20 protein-coding genes and 1 pseudogene are annotated in these 22,798 nt (G+C 39.1%); 12 read left to right on the forward strand and 9 right to left on the reverse strand.

Annotated elements, in window-relative coordinates:
* Nucleotides 1-30 precede the first annotated feature (30 nt).
* The 4 genes and pseudogenes from EWM59_RS00730 to EWM59_RS28745 all read right to left on the reverse strand — a co-directional run.
* Nucleotides 31-2,466 carry a TonB-dependent receptor gene (locus EWM59_RS00730; protein ID WP_130019026.1) on the reverse strand — a complete coding sequence of 812 codons (2,436 nt, stop codon included), beginning with the start codon at nt 2,464-2,466 and terminating at the stop codon, nt 31-33.
* Nucleotides 2,467-2,519: 53 nt separating this feature from the next.
* Nucleotides 2,520-2,651: a hypothetical protein gene (locus EWM59_RS28525; protein WP_262709080.1), complete on the reverse strand. Its 132-nt coding sequence runs from the start codon at nt 2,649-2,651 to the stop codon at nt 2,520-2,522.
* Nucleotides 2,652-2,815: 164 nt separating this feature from the next.
* Nucleotides 2,816-3,037, reverse strand: a complete 222-nt coding sequence (locus EWM59_RS28740) for a helix-turn-helix transcriptional regulator (RefSeq protein ID WP_130019027.1) — start codon at nt 3,035-3,037, stop codon at nt 2,816-2,818.
* A 251-nt stretch (nt 3,038-3,288) separates the two neighbouring features.
* Nucleotides 3,289-3,765 (reverse strand): annotated as a pseudogene (locus tag EWM59_RS28745) (AraC family ligand binding domain-containing protein); the annotation flags it as partial.
* Between the two features lie 121 nt (nt 3,766-3,886).
* Between EWM59_RS28745 and EWM59_RS00745 the strand changes: the two are divergent.
* The 6 genes from EWM59_RS00745 to EWM59_RS00770 all read left to right on the forward strand — a co-directional run bounded on the left by EWM59_RS00745 (nt 3,887) and on the right by EWM59_RS00770 (nt 8,194).
* A complete protein-coding gene (locus EWM59_RS00745) occupies nt 3,887-4,519 on the forward strand; it encodes a beta/alpha barrel domain-containing protein (protein WP_130019029.1) in 633 nt (210 codons plus the stop codon).
* A 155-nt stretch (nt 4,520-4,674) separates the two neighbouring features.
* Nucleotides 4,675-5,469 carry a (Fe-S)-binding protein gene (locus tag EWM59_RS00750; RefSeq protein ID WP_130019030.1) on the forward strand — a complete coding sequence of 265 codons (795 nt, stop codon included), beginning with the start codon at nt 4,675-4,677 and terminating at the stop codon, nt 5,467-5,469.
* A 65-nt stretch (nt 5,470-5,534) separates the two neighbouring features.
* Complete coding sequence (locus EWM59_RS00755; RefSeq protein WP_130019031.1) at nt 5,535-6,041, forward strand: hypothetical protein; 507 nt, start codon at nt 5,535-5,537, stop codon at nt 6,039-6,041.
* A gap of 25 nt (nt 6,042-6,066) precedes the next feature.
* Nucleotides 6,067-7,107, forward strand: a complete 1,041-nt coding sequence (locus tag EWM59_RS00760; RefSeq protein WP_130019032.1) for an LLM class flavin-dependent oxidoreductase — start codon at nt 6,067-6,069, stop codon at nt 7,105-7,107.
* A gap of 24 nt (nt 7,108-7,131) precedes the next feature.
* The gene (gene msrC, locus EWM59_RS00765; RefSeq protein ID WP_130019033.1) at nt 7,132-7,623 is read left to right on the forward strand and encodes a free L-methionine (R)-S-oxide reductase MsrC; all 492 of its coding nucleotides are present in this window, start codon (nt 7,132-7,134) and stop codon (nt 7,621-7,623) included.
* A gap of 1 nt (nt 7,624) precedes the next feature.
* The gene (locus EWM59_RS00770) at nt 7,625-8,194 is read left to right on the forward strand and encodes a precorrin-2 dehydrogenase/sirohydrochlorin ferrochelatase family protein (protein ID WP_130019034.1); all 570 of its coding nucleotides are present in this window, start codon (nt 7,625-7,627) and stop codon (nt 8,192-8,194) included.
* Between the two features lie 77 nt (nt 8,195-8,271).
* On the opposite strand, the gene EWM59_RS00775 is transcribed toward EWM59_RS00770, so the two are convergent.
* Nucleotides 8,272-10,032, reverse strand: a complete 1,761-nt coding sequence (locus EWM59_RS00775) for an ABC transporter ATP-binding protein (RefSeq protein ID WP_130019035.1) — start codon at nt 10,030-10,032, stop codon at nt 8,272-8,274.
* Nucleotides 10,033-10,232: 200 nt separating this feature from the next.
* Between EWM59_RS00775 and EWM59_RS00780 the strand changes: the two genes are divergently transcribed.
* Together EWM59_RS00780 and EWM59_RS00785 are read left to right on the forward strand one after the other, a co-directional pair.
* The gene (locus EWM59_RS00780) at nt 10,233-10,919 is read left to right on the forward strand and encodes a Cj0371 family chemotaxis-regulating polar lipoprotein (RefSeq protein ID WP_130019036.1); all 687 of its coding nucleotides are present in this window, start codon (nt 10,233-10,235) and stop codon (nt 10,917-10,919) included.
* 76 nt (nt 10,920-10,995) lie between these two features.
* Nucleotides 10,996-12,165: a glutathionylspermidine synthase family protein gene (locus EWM59_RS00785; protein WP_130019037.1), complete on the forward strand. Its 1,170-nt coding sequence runs from the start codon at nt 10,996-10,998 to the stop codon at nt 12,163-12,165.
* 21 nt (nt 12,166-12,186) lie between these two features.
* Here the strand turns inward: EWM59_RS00785 and EWM59_RS00790 are convergent, their stop codons facing one another.
* The 3 genes from EWM59_RS00790 to EWM59_RS00800 all read right to left on the reverse strand — a co-directional run bounded on the left by EWM59_RS00790 (nt 12,187) and on the right by EWM59_RS00800 (nt 16,996).
* A complete protein-coding gene (locus EWM59_RS00790; protein WP_130019038.1) occupies nt 12,187-13,392 on the reverse strand; it encodes a T9SS type A sorting domain-containing protein in 1,206 nt (401 codons plus the stop codon).
* A 37-nt stretch (nt 13,393-13,429) separates the two neighbouring features.
* Nucleotides 13,430-15,430 carry an FG-GAP-like repeat-containing protein gene (locus EWM59_RS00795; RefSeq protein WP_165372073.1) on the reverse strand — a complete coding sequence of 667 codons (2,001 nt, stop codon included), beginning with the start codon at nt 15,428-15,430 and terminating at the stop codon, nt 13,430-13,432.
* 99 nt (nt 15,431-15,529) lie between these two features.
* Nucleotides 15,530-16,996 (reverse strand): DUF1501 domain-containing protein, encoded by a 1,467-nt coding sequence (locus tag EWM59_RS00800; RefSeq protein ID WP_130019040.1) that lies wholly within the window; start codon nt 16,994-16,996, stop codon nt 15,530-15,532.
* A gap of 44 nt (nt 16,997-17,040) precedes the next feature.
* Between EWM59_RS00800 and EWM59_RS00805 the strand changes: the two genes are divergently transcribed.
* Nucleotides 17,041-17,286, forward strand: coding sequence for a hypothetical protein (locus tag EWM59_RS00805; protein WP_130019041.1), 246 nt, complete (start codon nt 17,041-17,043; stop codon nt 17,284-17,286).
* 49 nt (nt 17,287-17,335) lie between these two features.
* Here EWM59_RS00805 and EWM59_RS00810 read toward each other — a convergent pair whose 3' ends face one another.
* The gene (locus EWM59_RS00810; RefSeq protein ID WP_130019042.1) at nt 17,336-20,056 is read right to left on the reverse strand and encodes a DUF1553 domain-containing protein; all 2,721 of its coding nucleotides are present in this window, start codon (nt 20,054-20,056) and stop codon (nt 17,336-17,338) included.
* A 228-nt stretch (nt 20,057-20,284) separates the two neighbouring features.
* On the opposite strand from EWM59_RS00810, the gene EWM59_RS00815 reads away from it, so the two are divergent.
* The 3 genes from EWM59_RS00815 to EWM59_RS00825 all read left to right on the forward strand — a co-directional run bounded on the left by EWM59_RS00815 (nt 20,285) and on the right by EWM59_RS00825 (nt 22,797).
* Nucleotides 20,285-21,196 (forward strand): alpha/beta hydrolase, encoded by a 912-nt coding sequence (locus EWM59_RS00815; protein WP_130019043.1) that lies wholly within the window; start codon nt 20,285-20,287, stop codon nt 21,194-21,196.
* Between the two features lie 202 nt (nt 21,197-21,398).
* Nucleotides 21,399-21,986: a hypothetical protein gene (locus EWM59_RS00820; protein ID WP_130019044.1), complete on the forward strand. Its 588-nt coding sequence runs from the start codon at nt 21,399-21,401 to the stop codon at nt 21,984-21,986.
* Between the two features lie 19 nt (nt 21,987-22,005).
* Nucleotides 22,006-22,797 (forward strand): DKNYY domain-containing protein, encoded by a 792-nt coding sequence (locus tag EWM59_RS00825; RefSeq protein ID WP_130019045.1) that lies wholly within the window; start codon nt 22,006-22,008, stop codon nt 22,795-22,797.
* Nucleotide 22,798 lies beyond the last annotated feature (1 nt).

Consider the following 22,798-nt stretch of genomic DNA (forward strand, 5'->3'; position numbering starts at 1 on the left):
GGATTGAACAGCCTTTTTAATGTATATTCATCAGGAAGCCTTTACTCGCTTCTGCTCACTTTCCGAACCGCCATTCTGGCGTACTCTCAGGTTTTGGCCTTTATTGAATCTATAAGCAAAAGAAAGGGTTACTACCCGGGTATCCAGATAACTATACCAACTGGCGGCTGCATTTTTGATATTCCTGATATCTCCGCCAACCTGATTGGTATAGAATATGTCGTTTACATTCAGTCTCAATGTACCTTTGTCTTTCATGATTTTTGTTGATACCCCTGCACGGATAGAGCCGATTGGTATCACAAGAAATTGCCCTGATAAAACTTTAGTCTGATAAGACCCTGCTAACTCTGCACTCCATTTTTTATTAATTACAAACTGGTTGGTGGGTACTACTACCCAGTACCAGCGAGAATCATTAAGTATTTCGGTATAAACAGGGCTTTGGAATGTGTTATTAAGAAACGAAGTATAGAGCTGAAGTGTCCACCATTTTTGTATCTTAAAATTGCCGTTCACTTCAATCCCATAAGAAACCTGTTTAGCAAAATTACCCGGACGGCTATAATAAATATTCCCTCTCTGCTCGTTGGTTTCCGAAATCACATTATCTGCCCGGCTATATTGCAAAGTGGTTGTCAGGAAATTGTTATAGGTATAGGACAAATCTACATTATAAGAAAATGTGGGTTGTAAAAAGGGGTTACCACCATAATAAGTAAATCTATCCATCGGATAAGTAAACGGATTCATATCCCTGTAATTAGGGCGGTCGATGCGTCTGCCTACCGAGAATCCTATTACGTGTTTCGATGCAGAATCAACCCTGTATTGCGTGTAAAAAGTAGGGAAAAGATTAGTATAATTCCGTTTAAATGAAGAGTCTTTCACCACTACATTCCCTAACTGATTACCCACTATATTGGTATTTTCTATACGTAAGCCTGCCTGAACAGAAATTTTCTTAAAATCTCTCGAGTAATTCAGATAAGCCGCATTGATATTCTCTTTGTATTGAAAATTGTTAGAGAAAGTATAATTAGGTATTTGCTGGTTATCAACCACATCATTAAAGTCGGCAATGTTACTGGTCTTTACAAAACTTGTTTTAGCACCTGCTTCAATCCTGCCACCTTTAGTAAGCGGATTGATATAATCAACCTTGGCAGCCCTGATACTAATATCAGAGGGTAGATTAGACACCAGAATACTCTTGTTAATCAGCTCTCTTTCAGGGTTCAGGTTGCTATTTTCAAGACGCTGTTCAACGGTTGACTGATAGACAATATTATCAAAGTTTGCCGATATTTCTTTGCCTTTAGTGTCAAACTGGTGGGTCATATTCAGGTTTACACTGCCATTTTTAAAGAGAATATCTGTTGGATTATATGCCTCTACCAATCCTGTTATTTCATTCTGTCCGTTCCTGATAGTGGCATTATTGGTCAGATTTCTGCTCGATGGATTAATAAAACCACTCAGAGCAATACCCAGCGTTGTTTTTTTGGTTACATAATAGTCAAGCCCTAATTTCAGATTCTGACTTCTGTTCGTAGGTCTGATATATGAGTTCTGAACAAAAGTTGAATTCAACTGTCCTTGCTCTGTAAAATACTTACGGGTAATGGTTAAATCCTGATAACTACTGTTTTTATTAATACTCAGGTTAGAGAAGAAGTTGAATTTATTGAGGCGAAAATTGAAGTTAAAACTATTGTTGGTTCGCATATAGCGTCCTTGTCCATAAGATAGATTCAAGCCGCCATTCATACCCTTGGCAATGTTCTTCTTCAATCGTATATTAATAACTCCCGAATTACCTGCTGCATCGTATTTAGCAGGTGGGTTTGTCATAATTTCAATAGAGTCAATGCTTGAAGACGGAATTGTACGCAGATAATTCGCTAAGTCGGCTGCTGACAAATACGTGGGTTTATCATCAACAAATACCACTACCCCACCCTTTCTACGCAATGAAATATTCCCATTGACATCTACAGTAACACCCGGTGCTTTCTCTAATACCTCTAATGAAGTTACTCCTGCATTACTTATCAGTGCCTCCGGATTAATAACCGTACGGTCTATTTTCTGAACTACAAATGCTTTTTGCGCTTTTACAGCTACCTCTTGCAACTCATTTGCTCCATTCGTAAGTGTAATGTTTCCTAAATCAACAGAGGGGTTTTGTGCATTCAGAATAATTCTGCCCGAAGTATATTTATTCATTCCTACAAAACTCACGGCAAGTTCAAGCGTATCGTATTTTAATTTCTCAAACTCAAATTTACCTTCTGCATCTGTAAAGGAAGATTTTACGATATTCCCCTGCTGACTTTTTGATAAAATAACAGTGGCGCCAACAACTGCCTCATTTTTATCGCCTTTGATAACACCTTTGATAATTCCGTTTTGTGCTTTGACTACAGTTGTAAGTAATGAGAAAAGTAATAGCTTTTTATACATAATTGGTATGTGTGCTTAATATAGGTTTAATACAATTGGTATGGTTGTGATGATTAATGTAGAATAGCAAATAGCCATTGACCTGTTACATATCCGGCTTTAAAAATTGAAATAATACCAGCAATAATTACCAGTGGCACCATAAACTTGAGCATTTTTAATTGTTGTAATTCCTGTTTTTTCATAATTGTAAAGTGTTTGTATGTAACATTGATACGATTGCCGCTATGGGCGACTTTTTTTAGCACCAAAATTACCTGATGATTTGAGAAGTGATTTGTCAAATCCTGCTAATTTCACTACATCTACCCATAGCATATTAATTCACGGCTGTTTTTTATGCTTTTTGTTATTTAGCAAAATGAGAAGGAGAAACGCCAAAATGCTTTTTGAAAGACTTGCTGAAAGTATGAATATCTGAAAAACCGGATTCTATGGCGGCTATAGAGACCGAATATCTGTCTTGTAATAAAATATTCCGGCCATGTTCCAGTCGTTTCTGAATAAGATACTGGTTAGGAGAAAGGCCGAATACCAGTTTAAAAAGTCTGAAAAAATGATACTCTGACATATAGGCTTCTCGGGCAATAGCATCGATGGATAGTGGGCTTGTAAAAAAATATCTATAAATTCTTTTCCTCTTTGTAGTCGTCGGTATAAGTCTTTTTTGGTAGCGGGTTTCAGACCGGGAATGGCGTGTAACTGTTTAAAAACAGGTGCTTGATCCTGAATGATTTTTTCAGCAATTGTATAGAAAAACTCAGTGCTAATCTCCTCTTTACTTATTTCATTATTATAGACCTGATTGGTTAAATTTCTGAGTAAAACTCCCAGATGTGTTTGAGTGTCGGTGTATTGGTTATCTAAAAAATGAACTGATGTAAAGTATTTTCCTAATTCGTTATCTGTAAAAGCGGTATCAGCTCTTTTAGTACTTGCCAGCACTTCAGTAATCAATTGAGGGTTGATATTGATACAAATCCCTTTCACATTTCTGTTACTTTCTATTTCAACGTTGCCCTCATAAGTATCGTTGGTAAGTAAATACTTCCCTGTGGTTATCGGATAATTTTTACCATTGAGCTTATATCTTTCTACACCCTCCACTACATATTTAATAGCAAAACCCTCTGATTTAGCAGGTTGATGGTATTCTTTTAATGAAGAGAAAATCAACGAATGCTGATTAATTCTGATGACATCAAGGGTATTGCTATGTTCGTTGAATAAATGAATCATTAGGTAACAAATAGCTTTTTCATAATTTTCTTCAAAGAAAAAGCGATTTTTGCTTTTCATTAGCGGTTTTTTGATAAAAGGTTATTATCATTGAAGAGTGTTTTGGAGGTTCTAAAAATCTACCCTCTTCGTCTTTGTCATTTCGTTTTTAGGGCTTTCATTTGAATATATATATATGTTTATGGAACATCTCTTACCTTTTATAGAAGTACAGTTAACTAACCCAAAGGTTAGCATTGAAGAAATTTATACCGGTCTGGAGCAAGTACACCAATATAATTTAGCTGCACTAATAGTACCTCCTTTTTGGGTGAAGAAGTTAAGAAGAGATTGGGGGGCAGCCAATCAAGCTATTTTAGGAACTGTTGTCGGTTTCCCATTAGGGTTTCAGCGTACAGAAGTAAAACAATTAGAAACAGAACTCGCCCTGCAAGATGGTGCTAATGATATTGAGGTTACGTTGAACTCTTCGGCTTGGTTTTCAACCCAGAATAAATGGGTAAAAATAGAACTTGCTAAATTAGGCAAGCTGATACACCAACAGGAATCTTTTTTCACAGTAGGTATTAGAGCAGTTGATTTTGATGTGATTAACTTAGAAAGATCGATTAAAGACGCTGTAGATGCTGGAGCTGACTTTATCAAGATTTATCGAAATCTTGATGTGGATAAGTCATTAGAAATATACAAATGGCTTCCTGAATCGGTAGGTTTAAAAATTTATGTAGGTAGCACAACTTTCAAAGAAATGGAACTACTGATTGCTGGAGGAATTGAAAGGATTTGTGTTATGAAGTTCGTGAAAAACAATTGATGGGTTCATCAATAAGGCGTTACATTTTCATTATCTAATACAGCAATAATATTTTACTGATACACTTGCAAATATTATGCAAGCATACTATTTTTGCTTTGTATCACGATTGAAAGATTCGTCGTTACGAAAATCGTGAATAAACTACGGAAACTATGGCAGATACTATTGAATATAAAGTGCCTACTATGGCAGAAATGGCTATGAACGGGCAGGAACCTGAAATTCTTTTCTGGGTTGGTTGCGCGGGTTCGTTTGACGACCGCTACAAAAAAGTAACCATTGCCTTTGCCAAAATTCTGAATAAAATAGGTGTTAATTTCGCTGTGTTGGGTACAGAAGAAAGCTGCACAGGAGACCCTGCCCGCAGAGCCGGAAACGAATTTGCTTTTCAGATGCTTGCCCAACAGAATATTCAGGTATTGAATGGTTATGGAGTAAAAAAAATAGTAACTGCTTGTCCGCATTGTTTTAATACCTTAAAGAATGAATACCCGGAGTTAGGTGGTACGTATGAGGTAATCCACCATTCTCAATATCTGCAACAATTAATTAATGAGGGCAGAGTAAAACTGGCCGATGGAGGCACTTTTAAAGGGCAGAAAATCACTTTCCATGATTCCTGCTATTTAGGTAGGGCCAATGAGGTATATGAGGCACCACGTCAGGTATTAGAAATATTAGATGCCGAACTGGTAGAGATGAAACGTTGCCGTACGAATGGCCTATGCTGTGGTGCCGGAGGGGCACAAATGTTTAAAGAACCCGAAAAAGGCAATAAAGATATTAATATAGAACGTATAGAAGAGGCATTGTCAACAGGTGCTAAAACTATTGCTGTGGCTTGTCCTTTCTGCATGACGATGATTTCTGACGGCGTAAAGAACAAAGAAAAAGAACACGAGGTAAAGGTATATGATTTGGCTGAATTGCTGATACAAACCCTTTAGTTCGTTTCCTGACAGAACTTTTACAGGCATATTGAATGTTTAGCTAACAGAATAAAACCTGTATTATGTATATTTCTTTTGAACAAATTCCTCAAAGTGCCCGTATCTGGGTTTATCAGGCCAACCGCACTATTACTGACAGTGAAGTTAGTGAAATAGAAAACACCTTAAAACCTGCTGTAAGTCAATGGGCAGCACACGGAGCCTCTTTGTTAGCTTCGGTAAAAGTATTACATAATCGCTTTGTGGTAATTGCCTTAGATGAAAACCAGAACGAAGCAAGTGGGTGTTCGATAGATGCTTCTACCCGTTGGTTCAAAGAATTGGGGAGTCGTTTAAACATTGACTTTTTCGACCGTTCACAGGCATATCTTGATGGCAACGAGATTAAAACATTTTCGATTTTTCAACCCAAAAAGGCCATTGAAAGTGGGCTTATTTCTGCCGATACACTCATTTTTGTCAATAACAACAATCTTCATACATTGGCCGACTTATCAACGCAATGGCAGGTAAAAGCGGCTGATAGTTATCTGAAAAGGTTTTTCAAGCCAATAGATTCTTTAGCTTAAATCACACTTCTCTTTAGCAATTATTATGGAATTAGGTATCAGTACATTTGGTGAAGTATACCCCGACGGTGTATCCGGTAAAGCCTTTAATGCCCACGAACGTATGCAGGAATTGATAGCAGAGGGCAAACTGGCCGATGAAGTTGGTTTAGATGTATTTGCCGTAGGCGAACACCACCGTCCCGATTTTATTATCTCAGCTCCCGAAGTGGCCTTGGCTGCCATTGCAGCAGTTACAAAAAATATTCGTTTATCAAGCTCTGTAACTGTTCTGAGTTCTGCCGACCCTGTACGTACCTTTCAGAATTTCTCTACTTTAGACCTTATTTCTAATGGTAGGGCAGAAATCATGGCTGGAAGAGGGTCATTTATAGAGTCTTTTCCTCTATTTGGGTATAGCTTGGACGATTATAATGAGTTATTTGTTGAGAAACTGGATTTATTAACTAAAATCAATCAGTCTGAAATTATTTCATGGAAAGGTAAATTCAGAGCTCCTATTCATCAGTTAGGCGTTTATCCTCGCCCTATCCAGCCTGCTCTTCCGATATGGCTGGCGGTAGGTGGTACCCCTGCATCTGCTATACGGGCAGGTAAGATGAACCTGCCTATGACACTGGCAATTTTAGGTGGTCGCCCAAGCCAGTATGTATCGTTTGTAAATCTATATAAACAATCGTATAAAGAAGCAGGGCATGACCCCAGTCAGTTTCAGTTAGGCATTAACTCACAGTTTTATATTGCCGAAACCTCGCAACAAGCCGAAGACGAATTCTGGCCGTCGTATGAAAAACTGATGAATCGTGTAGGCAAAGAACGTGGCTGGTCTCCTATCACCCGTGAGCATTTCGAGTATCTCTGTATGCCTGATGGGCCTTTGTTTGTGGGTAGTCCGCAACAGGTGATTGATAAAATTCTCTATCAGTCTGATTTGTTTAACCATACTCGTTTTCTTGCCCAAATGGTAAAAGGAGATATTCCGCATGCAAAAATCATGAAAGCCATTGAGTTATTTGGTACACAGGTCGCTCCGGCGGTAAGAAAAGCATTGAGTGTAGCGAAGTAGTATAGTATTATTCATTAAAGAGACATGGCTGAAACCTTATATATTCCCCAAACCACCTCGCGCCAAGAAATTTACGAAAGCCTGCTACCACAGGTAGAAGGCCTGATTAGCGATGAAACAGATACCATTGCCAATCTTGCAAATATAGCCGCTGTACTGAAAGAAGCCTTTGGCTTTTTCTGGGTTGGTTTTTATATCAGAAAAGAAAATCAGTTGGTATTAGGGCCATTTCAGGGTCCTATTGCCTGTACACGTATCCATTTCGATAAAGGGGTGTGCGGTTATTGTTATCGGACTAAAGAGACTGTGATTGTACCTGATGTGGATGCTTTTCCGGGTCATATTGCTTGCAGTTCGGCCTCAAAATCAGAAATTGTTGTGCCTGTTTTTGACCATACAGGAGAGGTACTGATGGTATTGGATGTGGACAGCGACCAGTTAGACGATTTTTCGGAAGCCGATAAAGAAGGGCTGGAAAAAATGATGAAATTGCTTGAGAAAACCTTTACTGTCTGATATGAATAACCTGTTTCCTATATTTCTTAAATTAGAAGAACTACATACCTTGATTGTGGGCGGTGGCAATGTGGGTTTAGAAAAGCTTGAAGCTGTTTTACGCAATTCGCCCAAAGCAAAAATCACCTTGATTGCACCCGAAATCAAAGACGAAATCAAGGAACTGGCACAAACTCATAACCTTACACTGATTTTTGAAAAATACGACAGCAAATACCTTGATAGTATTGATATAGTCATTGCCGGAACTGATGATAAAGCTGTTAATCAGCAAATTCAACAGGATTGTAAGGCTAAAAAAATCTTAGTCAATATTGCTGATACACCCGATCTTTGCGACTTTTACCTGAGTTCGGTGGTAGTGAAAGATGATTTAAAAATAGCTATTTCAACCAATGGTAAATCTCCAACCTTCGCCAAACGTTTCCGTGAAGTATTAGAGGAAATATTACCCGATACGCTACACGAAACGTTAGATAATCTGCAAAGCATCAGAAATAAACTGAAAGGAGATTTTCAGGAGAAAGTACAGAAACTGAATGAAATTACTAAGGTAATGCGGGGGGAATAAAACCATTTGTGGCGTCAACGTCCCGTTCGTCGCATAAGAATGCGAACGGGACGTTCGAGCCACATTTTATTCAATTATTATGCCACCGCCAAAGTATTCTTCCTTTCCCCTATCTGCTGTCTCCACATGGCGTAGTATAAGCCTTTTTCGGCTAATAGCTCTTCATGTTTACCTACTTCAATAATTTGCCCCTGCTCTAATACAAATATCCTGTCGGCGTGCATAATTGTGCTTAAACGGTGGGCAATCATCACTGTGATATAATCGCCTTGTGCTGTTACATTTTTTACTGTATTCGTAATTTCTTCTTCTGTCAATGAATCCAGAGCCGAAGTCGCCTCGTCAAAAACAAAGATTTTCGGGTTTCTCAACAATGCTCTGGCAATAGAAAGGCGTTGCTTTTCACCTCCAGAAATCTTGATACCACCCTCACCAATCACAGTATCAACCCCATTATCTGCACGGGCTAATAAGGTTTGACAAGCTGCTTTTTCTAATACATCCATTATTTCCTGGTCGGTGGCCTTTGGTTGGGCAAAAAGCAGATTTTCTTTAATAGTGCCAGAAAATAACTGAGTATCCTGTGTTACAAAACCAATCTGTGACCGTAATTCTTCGATATTGATTTCGTCAGAAGGAAGATTATTATAATAAATTGTTCCGTGTGAGGGATTATACAAACCTACCAATAGTTTTACCAGTGTTGTTTTACCTGACCCTGACGGTCCTACAAAAGCTACGGTTTCGCCCTCTTTTACCTCAAAACTTACATGGTCTAAAGCATTGGTATGAGCCGTCAGGTGTTTAAAACTCACCCCATCAAACTGCAAATGGCTGACTGTCCCTAAATGGGTTGGAGACTCGGGGGTAACTTCAATCGGTTTCTTTAATAACTTATCAAAATTATTCAATGATGCTTCTGCTTCGCGGTAAGCAATAATTACATTCCCGATTTCCTGCATGGGGCCAAATACAAAGAACGAATAAAACTGTAAACTTAACAGCTGTCCTACGGTCATCTGCTCTCTGAAAATCAGAAATAACAATACAAAAAGAATACACTGGCGCAGGAAGTTAACAAATGTTCCCTGCACAAAGCTGATACTGCGCACACCCCTCACCTTTTTTAATTCCAGTTGAAGAATCTTAAAAGTATTCTGGTTCAGACGTTTAATTTCCTGTCCGGTTAATCCCAAACTTTTAATCAATTCAATATTGCGAAGCGATTCTGTGGTAGTACCTGCCAGAGCAGTTGTTTCTTTCACAATCACCTTTTGTATTTCCTTGATTTTCCTGCTTAGTACCCTCGTTAAGGCGGCTAAAGCAAAGGCTCCAACAAAATAAATGGCAATCAACCATGAATTAACGCTTAGTGAGTAAACCGTCAGGAAAACAATCCCTACTAAAGAAGTAAAAGCTACATTAATAAATGAAGTAATAAACTTTTCAGAATCAGTGCGTACTTTCTGCAAAATCGAAAGCGTTTCACCACTTCGCTGGTCTTCAAACTGTTGGTACGGTAGTTTCAGCGTGTGTTTCAGCCCATCGGTAAATACATTGGCTCCTAATTTCTGAATAATCATATTTACCATATAGTCTTGCAATGTTTTGGCAATTCTACTCACCATAGCCACGCCTATGATAGCCAGCAACATCAACAATACCCCTTTCAGAAATTCGGGTTCAGTAAAATCTTTGGCACGATTGGCATATTTGTCAATGAGTTTTCCAAAGATATAAGGGTCAAGCAGCGAAAAAGTTTGATTAATAGCGGCTAACGTTAATGCAAGAACAACCTGCCAGCGATAGCGGCTAAGATACTGTAAAAGAAGTTTCATCTAATATTTCCTTGGGAATTAAGTATAGGTTACTTATGAGAGAACAAAGGGTTTTTATAAAAAATTCCACGCTTTTTTCTACCTTGTATATTATTTCAAACTGATTTTAGCCCAAAATCTTCCTGTAAATTACCATTCTTCCAAAGATTCTTTTTTTATCTCTATTTTTGAGAAAACTTTGTCTTATAAACTGAACCGATATGACACCCGTTAGTACCAATACATTCATCAGGAAAGTAAAAGATATTACCATCAGTAGTACACTTGCGCTGGCAATTTTAGGAAGTAGTTTTACCTTACAGAGTTGTAACAACGATTCTGACAGTGATTATGAATACGAAGAAGTAGAGGTTTATACCAAAGGAGTAAAGACCTATATTGCTGAAACTTCTAAAGGTGTCTTCAAAATCACAGATGAGGTAGAAGTACCTGCCGATAGCTCCATAGCCATTGTTACGTATCTCGATGGTAAAAAAGATACGCTTTCACCCAAAGCGGTAAAAGCGCTGATTGATGATGAAGTACGTGCCAACCCTACTACCATAGGCAAAAGCGATAATTTATCGAATGCGCTTTTATTTGGTGGCATGGGCTATCTGTTAGCTAAAACTTTGAGTCCAAACTATGCTCAATATCGCCCTGATGTAACGCCAAATAGCGGTATTGCTCAAAACCATTCGTCAAAAAATGACACTACCTATCGTCGTCGTCATGGATATTATGGCGGAGGTATGGGTATGATGTACTATTATGCTACCGCTGCGGCCTTCCAGAAATCAAATGCTATTCACCAGAATATTGGTCATTCACGCACTACTATGTCAAGACCGGTAGGTGGCAAAAGTGGCTTTTTCCATAGTTCAAGCCATAGCAGTCATCGCTCTTAATCTGTATTTTGTATAACGATTCAACGGTATTTATTACGAAAATCGTTCAGCCAGAGTCTTAATTGAAATCCATTCTATGAAACTGAAAAAATTAGTAACACCTCCGCAACAGTCGCTTCGAAACGCCGGTTGGGATTGGATGTTAGGAGAAGATACTTTGCCTTACATTACCGACGATATGGTAATAGTATCAGAACAAGAAGCAGAAGAATACTACGAGGCCGCCAACGAACTTTATGAAATGTTTATTGAAGCAGGTCAGCACGTAATAGATAATAACCGACTGGATGAACTGGGGATTCCTGAAAATTTATTCAGATTGGTAAAATATTCGTGGGAAAACGACAAGCAATGGCATTTATACGGTCGTTTCGATTTAAGTGGAGGTTTAGACGGCAAGCCTATTAAACTGATTGAATTTAATGCCGATACAGCTACCTGTATCCCCGAAACGGCTGTAGTGCAATGGGCATCATTGAAAGCGAATAATTTAGATGAGAGCCAGCAGTTTAATACACTCTATGAAAGACTGGTTGAGAATTTTAGAGAACTGCAAAGACAAAATCCGGGTTTTCAGCCTGCTTTACTTATTTCTACGATGAGAGATTACCCGGAAGATGATACCAATATGCAGGTATTGGGAGAAGCCGCCAAAGAAGCAGGCATTGAAGTAGCTTTTGAATATATTGAAGAAGTAGAATTTTCGCCTATTGAAGGAATTTATAAGCAAAATTCAAAAGATGGCAGCTTTACAAAATATGACTACTGGTTCAAATTAATTCCGTGGGAATATATTGGTTGGGACGAGCCTGAACTGGCAGATATTCTGACTAATATGGTTATTAACCAAAAGGCTGTTATTCTGAACCCTGCTTATACCCTACTGTTTCAGTCAAAGGGTATTTTAAAAGTGTTGTGGGAATTGTATCCGAATCACCCACTCTTATTACAAACTCAAAACAAAGCCATTCAGGGCAAGGCAAGTGTAGAGAAAGTATTATTCGGGCGTGAGGGTGCCAATGTAAGAATCCTCTCTGCTGATGGCTATGCAGTAGAAAAAAATGACGGAGAGTATTTCGAGCAAAATACCGTCTTTCAGGAATACACCGAATTTTTGCAGGATAAATCAGGTAATTATTATCAGGCGGGCGTATTCTTTGCCGGAGAAGCCTGTGCCTTAGGTTTCCGCAAAGGCGGCAAAATCATTGATAACAAAGCCCAGTTTTGTGGGCATATTATAGAGTAATGGTTGTTGTGAAGTGGTAGATTACCACTTCACAATATTTTTAGTATTCAATAGTTTCTTATTCGCATCATACAATCGAAGAAAATACTTCCCCTTTTCAAATTCTGACAGGTTAAAAGTATCTTCTGAAATCTCTCCTTTAAAAACTAATTGCCCTTTCATATTGATTAACTCGATAAACCTGACTGTTGCTCCTGATGAATTAATGAGAATTTTATCTTCTGCGGGATTGGGAGAAATAGTAATAGTACCTTTAGTATATTCAGTACTTAATACAAGCTCTGTACACATTTCATTTGAGTAGGCAAAAGCGTAATTACAAGTATCTTTTTTAGCTAATCGAAAACAATACTGTGTAATTGGGTCTAAGCCTGTAATGGTAGCTTCGGCAACCGTACTGGGTGTATTTGCTTTTATTATAGTAGTTGATTCAATCCAGTCATTAGCAGTTTTTGCTTTGTATTCAATAAAATATTCCTTCCCGGCCTCTCTGCTCTCCATTTGTATTTTTACTTCTTTTCCATAATTCAAGGTTTGTAACTGCTTTATAGAAAAATTGTCAATAACATATTCAACAGCCCTGCTATAACACGCTTTCACGCCATTTCTTTCATAAATTGCCTGAACAATAGGGATAGCTGGAAAAACATGTGTACGATTAAAGATAATAGAATAAGGTAACCCTGTTGGCTTATAAGATAGTATATTATCCCAGTCATATTGTATCGAATAGCCGCTTTGCTTCCGGTTAACAGGTGTATCTTTTATCAGAATGTTAACTACTAATGGGCCACAAGTGGAGTATTCAATATCAGGTATATCAGTTTTTATTACCTCTATTGATTTACAAATTAATGCATTTTTTGAAGCCCCACTTTCTGTTACGGTTCCTTTTTGAACAAGCCAATAAATGCCCTCTTTATTGACCGTATATCTATTCTGTTTGGTAAATATTAGGGAATCTCCATCTTTATAGTTGAAGATATACTCTTCCGAACCTTTATCAATTCCAGCCTGATTACCTAACAAGATTAAACCTTCACTATAGGCATAGTCTATACATGCCACTTGAGGCATTGAGGTAAAATCACCTCCTAACTCATATCCCTTAGGAGGATTTTTACAGATTTCGGGTTTAGCAGTCTGTTGCCCATTTGTTTTTATTGTCAGGGAAAGCACAAATAGGCCAATATAAATACTCTTTTTAAAGGTAGTTTTCGTAATCATTCGTTAACTTTTATAATCAAAGCAAATATTTAACTTTCTATTTCAAACTCTTCAAATATCTCAGTGTCAATGGCAGGTGCTGCATGACTTCTGCGTTTTCGTCTTCTATATAATAATATTTTACGCCCGACTGTATGGCAGCCCGAAGGATTTTAGGAAAATTCAATTGTCCTGTTCCAACCACTACATCAGAGGTTAGAGGTGCACCACCGGAAAATTCTCCGGTCTCTTGTCCGGGTTTCATGTCTTTAATATGAATGGCAAGGAATCTGCCTTTATGTTTTTTCAGCAATAAGGCAGGGTCTTGTCCGCCATGAAAAGCCCAGAACACATCACACTCAAAACTTACATTTTTTGCATCAGTTTTCTGAACCATATAATCAAATATAGTACCTTCTTCGCTTGGCTTAAATTCATAGCCATGACAATGGTAAAAGAAATGAAGTCCTTCTTTAGCCAATGCAGCACCTGCTTTATTGAAAACAGCAATGGCTTTATCGGCATCTGCTTTGCTGAACTGATTGGTTTTATGTGGAATCCACGATGCCCCAACATAAGTTACCCCTAAGCCCTTGGCTGTGGCTATCACTTTATCAAGACTATCTTTAAACCAACTATAGTCTAATAAGGCACTATAAGGGGTAATTCCTACTTTATCTAATTCCTTTCTGAAATCTTCGGGTTTCATACCATAAGTACCTGCTACTTCTACTTCTTTTATGCCCAGGCTTTTCACATAAGCTAATGTTCCGGCCACATCTGTCTTGAAATAATCTCTCAGGCTGTATAATTCCAGTCCTATTCTACCATCAAGTGCTCTGCTGATATTGGGTAGTTTTTTACCCCCACCATTCTGTAGCCATATATTCAATCTTGGTGCGTTCCAGTTATAGGGCTTTGAGACAATATCCATATCGCCATCACCGTCCACATCATATACCCGCCCTTCATGAAAATCTATCCCTTTCTGAAAGGTAGTTTTTCTAAAACCACCTTTGCCGTCTCCGTACAAAATAAAGGCTTCAGCATTGGCATTATCTGGCTCAGCTTTACTCTCCGACCACTTCGCCATTTCGGCGCAAAAAATATCTAAATTTCCATCGTCGTCAATATCTGCCGCTTCTAAAGTATGCCCGTGTACTAACTCTCTTCCTATCAAATCTTTGGCTGTCCAGTTAGCGGTAACCTCTGCACTGCCTGTACATTCGTAGTATAATAATCTGCCTGTGCCATCGCCGGGAGATACCACAATCTGCATCTTTTTTCCGGCACGAAACTTGGCAGCTATCACCCTGCCGCCTGCTTCGCCAAACTGAATCGCTTTGAATTTGCCGTCCACATATTTAAACCAGTAATTACCTGCTATTAAATCCATAAAGCCATCGCCATCAACATCTGCGGCTGTGCATCCTTCTGCATACCACGATTGCTTTTCTTTTTCTGCTGCCACAAACACAGGCTCATAGCTCCATATCACATTTCCCCACGGTTCTGCCGGAATATCTGCGATAAATAATGTTTTTGCCCCCTGATTCCAGAAAGCTAACTGAGCTTTACCGGTTTGTTTGAAATCGCCAAAAACCTGGTCATGATGCTGTGGGGCTCCCTCTTTTTTAATTTCTTTGCGTTTCCAGGGTACATTCGGGTTATAAAAAGGGAACGGATTTTCCCACCACCATAATTTATTACTTTGCGAGTCGCCACCAAATACAATGTCCTTATCACCATCATTGTCTATATCATAAAAAGCCCCTCCGGCTTCAATTGTCAGCCATTCTTTCTCAATGGCAAATTCTCGCCAACCTATAGATGAATCATATTTAAAATAAATTAGAGAAGGCGCTTTATCACGACCACCCATTACCAATTCATTGATACCATCGTTGTCTATGTCTAATACCAGAGATGCAGTTTGTTGTGTAGTTTTCCATGTCAATGGAATTTCACCTGATGCAGAAGAAATATATTCCCATTTTTGTGCTTGCACAGCAGTGCTTAATGTCAGGCCAAATGCAATAGAAAGACTCAGTTTTTTCATAAGAGAAGTAGGATAATGCAATCTCTGCAAAGATAGAATATAAAAATAGCAACACATCTATTGTGCTGCTACTTATTTACAGGAACAAATATAAGGTAATCAGGCAATTATTTCATTAATCACTTTTCCGCCTACGTCTGTCAGCCTGAATGGTCGGCCCTGAAAATCATAGGTAAGTTTCTCATGATTCAGCCCTAACTGATTCAGAATAGTCGCTTGTAAGTCGTGTACGTGTGTTTTTCCTTTTATGCCATAATACCCTATTTCGTCTGTTTCACCATGCGTAAATCCTTTCTTGATTCCACCTCCGGCCAACCACATGGTATAGGCTTCTACATGGTGGTCTCTACCCAGAAAGGGCGCAGGTTTATTATCACGATTTTCCTGCATAGGAGTTCTGCCAAACTCACCACCCCATACTACCAGTGTTTCTTCTAACAAGCCTCTTTGTTTTAAATCTAATAGTAATGCCGACATGGCCTGGTCAATCTGGCGGCATTTCTCCCATAAAGCAATTTCTATTGATTCCCCTCTGCTTGAGCCGTGCATATCCCATCCCCAGTCGTAGAGTTGTACGAAACGCACGCCATTTTCTACCAGTTTTCTGGCCAAAAGGCAGTTGTTGGCAAAAGAAGTCTGTCCCGGAGTAGTGCCATACAGTTCATGGATTTTCTGTGGTTCTTTCGAAATATCCATTGTTTCGGGTACTGTCATCTGCATGTTAAATGCCAGTTCGTACTGCGAAATACGGGTCAGTATTTCTGGGTCTTTAAATTCTTCGTATTGACGTTGATTAATTTCGTTGATGGTATTGATGGCCTCTCTGCGTATATCTCTGCTGACACCTGCCGGATTATTGACATAGAGTACGGGTTCACCGTTAGAACGGCATTGCACACCCTGATAGACTGACGGAAGAAATCCACTTCCCCAGATACTTTTACCTCCCTCAGGATATTTACCGCCTGAGGTTAAAACTATATATCCGGGCAGGTTCTGATTTTCGGAGCCTAAACCATAGGTAGCCCAGGCACCCATGCCCGGCCTGCCTAATCTGGGGCTACCTGTCTGCATGAATAACTGTGCAGGAGCATGATTAAACTGGTCGGTGTGCATGGCTTTCAGAAAAGAAACTTCGTCGGCCATATTATGAAAGAAAGGCACATAATCAGACATCCATGCTCCTGATTGGCCGTATTGAGCAAATTTCCCTTGTGGGCCTAACATTTTAGGGACACCCCTGATAAAAGCAAAGGTTTTACCTTTCAGAAATTCTTCTGGACAATCTTTGCCATGCCATTTTTCGAGGGCAGGCTTATAATCGAACATTTCTAATTGTGACGGAGAACCTGCCATGTGCATATAAATCACGTTCTTTGCTTTTGGCGCAAAGTGAGGCATTTTAGGAGCTAACGGGTTATCTGTCAATGTCTCTTTCTTTCCATTAAAACACCCGGTGAGCGAACCTAACGCCATCATACCTATTCCGGTAGTGCATTGTTTCAGAAAATGCCTACGCTTAATAGCCTGTAAGTTTGCTTCGCTTACTTCGTGAAAGAGATTCATTTCTAATTTTTTTATTATATTTGTTTAATCAAATCTTCAAAATCATGCTTAGTGACTTAGAGATAAAACCAGCGTTTCATCAGTTAATAGACAAAATTGAGGACAAAGAATATTTAAAAGAGCTGTATGATAGCATTGCTGCCCTACTCCCTCAAAAAGATGATATTCTTGATGGACTCAACCCTGATGAAATTAAAAAACTTGAACAGTCAATTCTCCAGGCAAAAAACGGTGAAATAACCTCTGATGCCATTGTTAGACAGAAAATAGTTGAAAAGTTTGGCAACTAAGCAATACTGTCTCAACTCTTATCCAACCGTCACGGATTGCCAATCCGTGTTACTGCTTCGTTACAAATTCATCTAAATTCAGAATAGCATTCGCTACAATAGTTAAAGCCGCAGTTTCTGCCTGTTGCTTTTCTTCTTTGAGAAAATCTTTACTGTTTTGGGGCTTGTCTTTAAACTCCTGCAATGATACGGCGTACAAGCGTTTGAGTGCCGCCAAATCTTTGTCAGGTGCCTCATGTATGAAAATCCTTTGATACGCCCAGTTGATTTGTGCATCAACTGTTTTTGCATTCTTTTGCATTTGTAAGGCCAGACTTTTAGCCGCCTCTACAAACACCGGGTCATTCAACAATTGCAAGGCCTGTAAAGGAGTATTGGTACGAATGCGCCTTTGTGTACAAATTTCTCTGCTTGAGGCATCAAAAGTAATCTGTTGCGGATAAGGCCCTGTCCGGCGGGCAAAGGTATAAATAGCTCGGCGGTATTGGTCTTCTCCCTCGCTTTGTTTATAATTCAGGCTACTATTTACCGCCTGCCATACTCCGTCAGGCTGATAAGGCATTACCGGCTTGCCATACATTTTAGGGCTGAGTAAGCCGCTAACGGCCAGCGTCTGGTCTCTCACCATTTCAGAAGTCATCCGAATACGGGGGCCATGTGCCAGCAATCGGTTTTGTGGGTCTTTTTCTGCTAAAGCTTCGTTACCTGCTGATGATTGCTGATAGGTAGCCGACATAACTATATATTTAATCAGTGGTTTCATCTGCCATTTGTAATCATCTCTGAACCTGATAGCCAAAAAGTCTAATAATGCTGTATGCGAAGGCTTTGCGCCTTGTGTCCCAAAGTCTTCTAACGTTTCTACTAAACCAATCCCAAATAACTGTTCCCAGAAACGATTCACCACAGTACGGGCAGTTAAAGGATTATCTTTGTCTAAAAGCCATTTCGCTAAACCTAAGCGATTTCTTGGCGCATTTTTTGGAAAAGGATTCATTGAATGCGGTACGTCAGGTTGTACCTCCTGCCCATGCACTAACCAGTTGCCTCTCACAAAAACGTGGGTTTTTCTTTCATAGTCGGCATCACTTCTGAGCATAATAGGTGTATTCTGAGTCTTTGCAGTAATGAGGTATTTAAAATCCTCAAACTTCTTAGTGTCTCCTTTCGGAAAATCTTCTAAAAATGTAAACCAGTTAATCGAAAATACATCCTGCTCAGGTTTCAGGCGGCTATTTGTGCCTACCAGATATAAGTCATGGCGTCCTTGCGCAGCTTTGATAGGGATGAAGAGCAGTTTATTTTTAGCAGTAGTATCTAACCGGAGTTTCGTCAGCACTTCTCCGGTGGGGCTGCCTTTTCGTAACTCCAACCAACCACCTACGTTTTTATTTACATAACTAATCAGAAATGTGGTTTTGTTATCTAATTTTATATCAGGCAATCGACAAGTACCCTTGTGGCGTAACCCAATGTTTCTATCGCCTAATAAGGCACCGTTTACATAATTGTCAGCATAGTGTGCATGGTGGCGTGGCTCTAAACTCCTTAAAAACTGGTTATAGTATTTCCCTTTTCCATCGCCTAACTTTGTCTTTATCCAGGTAGTAAGGCTATCTAATTTCTTTTCATCCTCATCCGAAAAATTCCTGTAATTAGGAGCTTCATCCTGTGTATCTTCATCACGGGTATTGTTAAAGAACGCCATCATTTTATAATACTCTTCATTACGAAAAGGGTCATAAGGGTGGCTATGGCATTGCACACAGGCAAAGGTTGTACCCTGCCATACATCAAAAGTAGTATTTACCCGGTCTATCACAGCAGCTACCCTGAATTCCTCATCTACGGTGCCTGTTTCATCGTTGTTCATGGTATTGCGATGAAAAGCCGTAGCAATTAACTGGTTTTCGATAGGCGATGGTAAAAGGTCTCCGGCCAATTGTTCTTTCGTAAACTGGTCGAAAGGCATATTGGCATTAAATGCATCAATCACCCAGTCACGGTAACGCCAGATTGTCCGTCCATTATCTTTCTGGTACCCCCGGCTATCTGAATATCGGGCCAAATCGAGCCACATAGATGCCCAACGCTCTCCATATTGTTTAGAAGCCAACAATTCATCTACCAAAGCTTCATAAGACCCTTCATCTGTTACATACTTTTTTATCTGTTCGGCAGTAGGTGGTAGTCCTGTTATATCTAAACACACTCTTCTGACAAGCGTAGCTCTATCAGCTTCTTTGGCAGGTGATAAGCCTTCTTCTTCTAATTTAGCTTTCACAAAGTAATCAATATCATTTCGTTCCCAACTGCCAAAACTGAATAATCCGGCAAAAATTCCTTTGTTAGGCACTTTTACTTCTTTGGGGGCAACATACGCCCAGTGGTCTCCCCATTTTGCTCCTTCTTTTACCCATTGGGTCAGCGTCTCAATATCGCTCTGGCTCAATTGAGGTGCTTTATAAGGCATCCGTTCGTCGGGGTCGGCATGGGTCAGCCTTTTAATAAATTCACTTTGCTCAGGATGAAAAGGTATAATGGCAGGCTTACCCGATTTGGTTTTTGAGAGGGCTTCATTACGGAATAAAAGACTGAAATCTCCCTGACGCTTTACACCACCGTGGCAAGAAATACAATGCTTGTTCAGAATAGGTTTTACTTGTGTGCTGTAATCTACGGCACCTGAACTGGTGTCTTTAAAGTAGTTCCACCCGATAGAAAGTGTAGCAACAATGAGAGCTGATATAATAATAAAGCGAATCCGCATGCGTGTCAGGGCCAAATATCTAACAAAGTTAGTCGAAACCATCACGATTCACCACTATATTTCTGTTATTTTCTTGTACTTTTTTGATATTAATTGTAAACAATAAAAGTAAATCCGTGGCACTGTTCTAATCAAAGAAATTTAAAAGAGTATAGATAAACTTTCTAAAACCAGGTTTTTCAATCATTTTTAAACTATCTTTAAACGTAAAATTTATCCCTCATACACATGAAATTCCATTTATTTATCAAGGCATTCACTTTCTTAATCATGTCAGCCAATCTAAGTTTTGGCCAGGCAACCAATCGGGTTATCTCCTTTTTTCCTGCTGATACCAAATTATATAGTAATATACCTTATGCCAATGATACCCTCAAAAAACACCTGTTAGACATTTATATTCCTGCTAATGCTAAGACAGATATACCATTGGTTGTTTGGGTACATGGCGGTGGCTGGATGCAAAACGATAAATATGCCGACATGAGTTATATGAAAAAAACTATTGCTGCCTTACTCAACAACGGTTTTGCTTTAGCTTCTATTGATTACAGATTCAGTACTGAAGCTGTTTTCCCGGCACAGATACAGGATTGTAATCAGGCATTGGAGTTTCTGTATCAACATGCTGCACAATATGGCTATAATAAAAACAAAATAGCCTTGATGGGCTTTTCAGCAGGTGGTCATCTGGCATCTTTACTGGCACTATCTCATAATAACGGCATAGCTTCTTTTTACGCAGGTATTGCTAAAAAATCATTCACAATCAATGCCGTGGTTGATTTCTATGGCCCTGCCGATTTTTTAGCCATGCTCAAACCACAGGAAGAAAATGCCCCAAAAGACGCCATTACTACTCTGTTAGGCGCCTCTCCGATTGAAAGACCCGACTTAGCCAGAACAGCCAGCCCCGCTACTTATATTGATAAAAACGATCCGCCTTTTCTGATTATTCATGGCGAAAAAGATGCCTCTGTTCCTGTTATACAATCTAAATTACTGAGTTCGTGGCTGACCTTGAATCAAATTCAGAATGAAGTAATAATTGTAAAAAATGCTCCACATTACGGAGAAATGTTTGATGAAGCATATATCAAAGATAAAATTATAGCCTTTCTGTATAGTAAGTTGAAATAATGTTGAGACAAAGAGTTACAATAGGTATTCAGAAAAAACTTTTATTAATACCTTAAAAGCTACTCTATCAGGGTAGCTTTTATTATGTCTCCATCTTTCAAAACAATACTACCAGTTACAAAGCTAATCTTGCCAGCTAATGATTATGGCTTTCGGGCTACGTGTTTCTTGCGCAAATTTGTATCATAAAATAGAACAGTTTATGAATCATACAGTGAGTGCAAAAACACCAGCCGGCAGAATTGTAATGGGAGCCACTCTGGGCGGCTTAGTTATTATGGGATTAGTAGCTTTAGGAATCAGTGAATATGATGGCTATGTTGATGAATTATTAGTCTATCAGAGTTTAGCCCTTGGCCTCATAGGAGGGCTTATCTTAAGTGGGTTTTACCTGCTCTTTACCCGAATAAAAGCAGCACGCCCTCCCAAATACCAACCACCGATTATAGGCTATACATCACCACTTCAAAGCAAGAGAACAGCCATTGTAGCGAATGATATGGCCATTGCCACGCCTGCTGAGCGTAAGTCGCTTTTCAAAAGAATCTTATCTTCAGTTGCCTATTTTTCAGCTTATACACTTATAGGTATGTCTTTAGGTTTTTTAGGTGGCGTTATTTTCTTATGCTTCAATCTGAACAATATCTTCGACGATGCCTCCAATCAGTATTCTTTTCTGATGTTCATCTTTTTACCATTACAGTTAATTGCTACGCTATTGGTCAGTATGGCTATTGGTGGTGTAGCAGGTGGTATCACGGGTTTTGTTCTGAAAATAGTCAAAAAATAATCTGAAACGCACTAAATCTATGTTACGAAAATTATTTCCATTCAGTTTATTAGGTTTCCTTTTTGGTAGTTGCAATGTTGAGGGACTTAAAAACGGGTATTATGTTGAGTCTGACACCGTTTTGTATTATAGCGGTTTCCCGGCTCATAAATATATTGTACAAGGGGCTGATGCTTCTACATTCAAGACAATTGATAAGTATTATGGGAAAGATAAAAACCATGTTTTTTATCGTGAATATATTGTTAAAAATGCTGACCCTGCTTCTTTTAAAGTATTGGAAGGTTTCTATTCTAAAGATAAAAACTATGGGTATGCCGTAGGTGCTAATGGTCCTGATGCCGTGTTTATTATCAGCCATGAGCCTGAGTTTTTTGAAACAGTGCCTAACCCAGAAGAAACCTCAATGAACCATACTGCAGAAGGAATTATGTATGCTCGTGACCGCCAGCATGTGTATCATGGGCGCTATATTTTTGAACTGGCCGACCCTGATTCTTTTGAATATATACCCATGCGTAGTGGCAGTGGTTATGATTTAGCCAGAGATAAAAAATATGTTTATTGGAACCAGAAACCTATAGCAGGTGTAGATGGCAGTAGTTTTGAGAAAATCTCTAATGATTATTTTAAAGATGCGCAAGCGATATGGTCTACCCATATTGATAACAGAGGAAATTCAAGCTGGGTAATATTAAAAGATGCCGATAGGGCTACTTTTAAAGTAATTGATACAGAAAGAGGGATAGCGCAGGACAAAAACCATATGTATAAAAACGGTGATTTTTATACACCGCCTAAAACCCAGTAAC

Origin of the sequence: Emticicia agri (assembly GCF_004168285.1) — a bacterium.
Lineage (GTDB): Bacteria > Bacteroidota > Bacteroidia > Cytophagales > Spirosomataceae > Emticicia > Emticicia agri.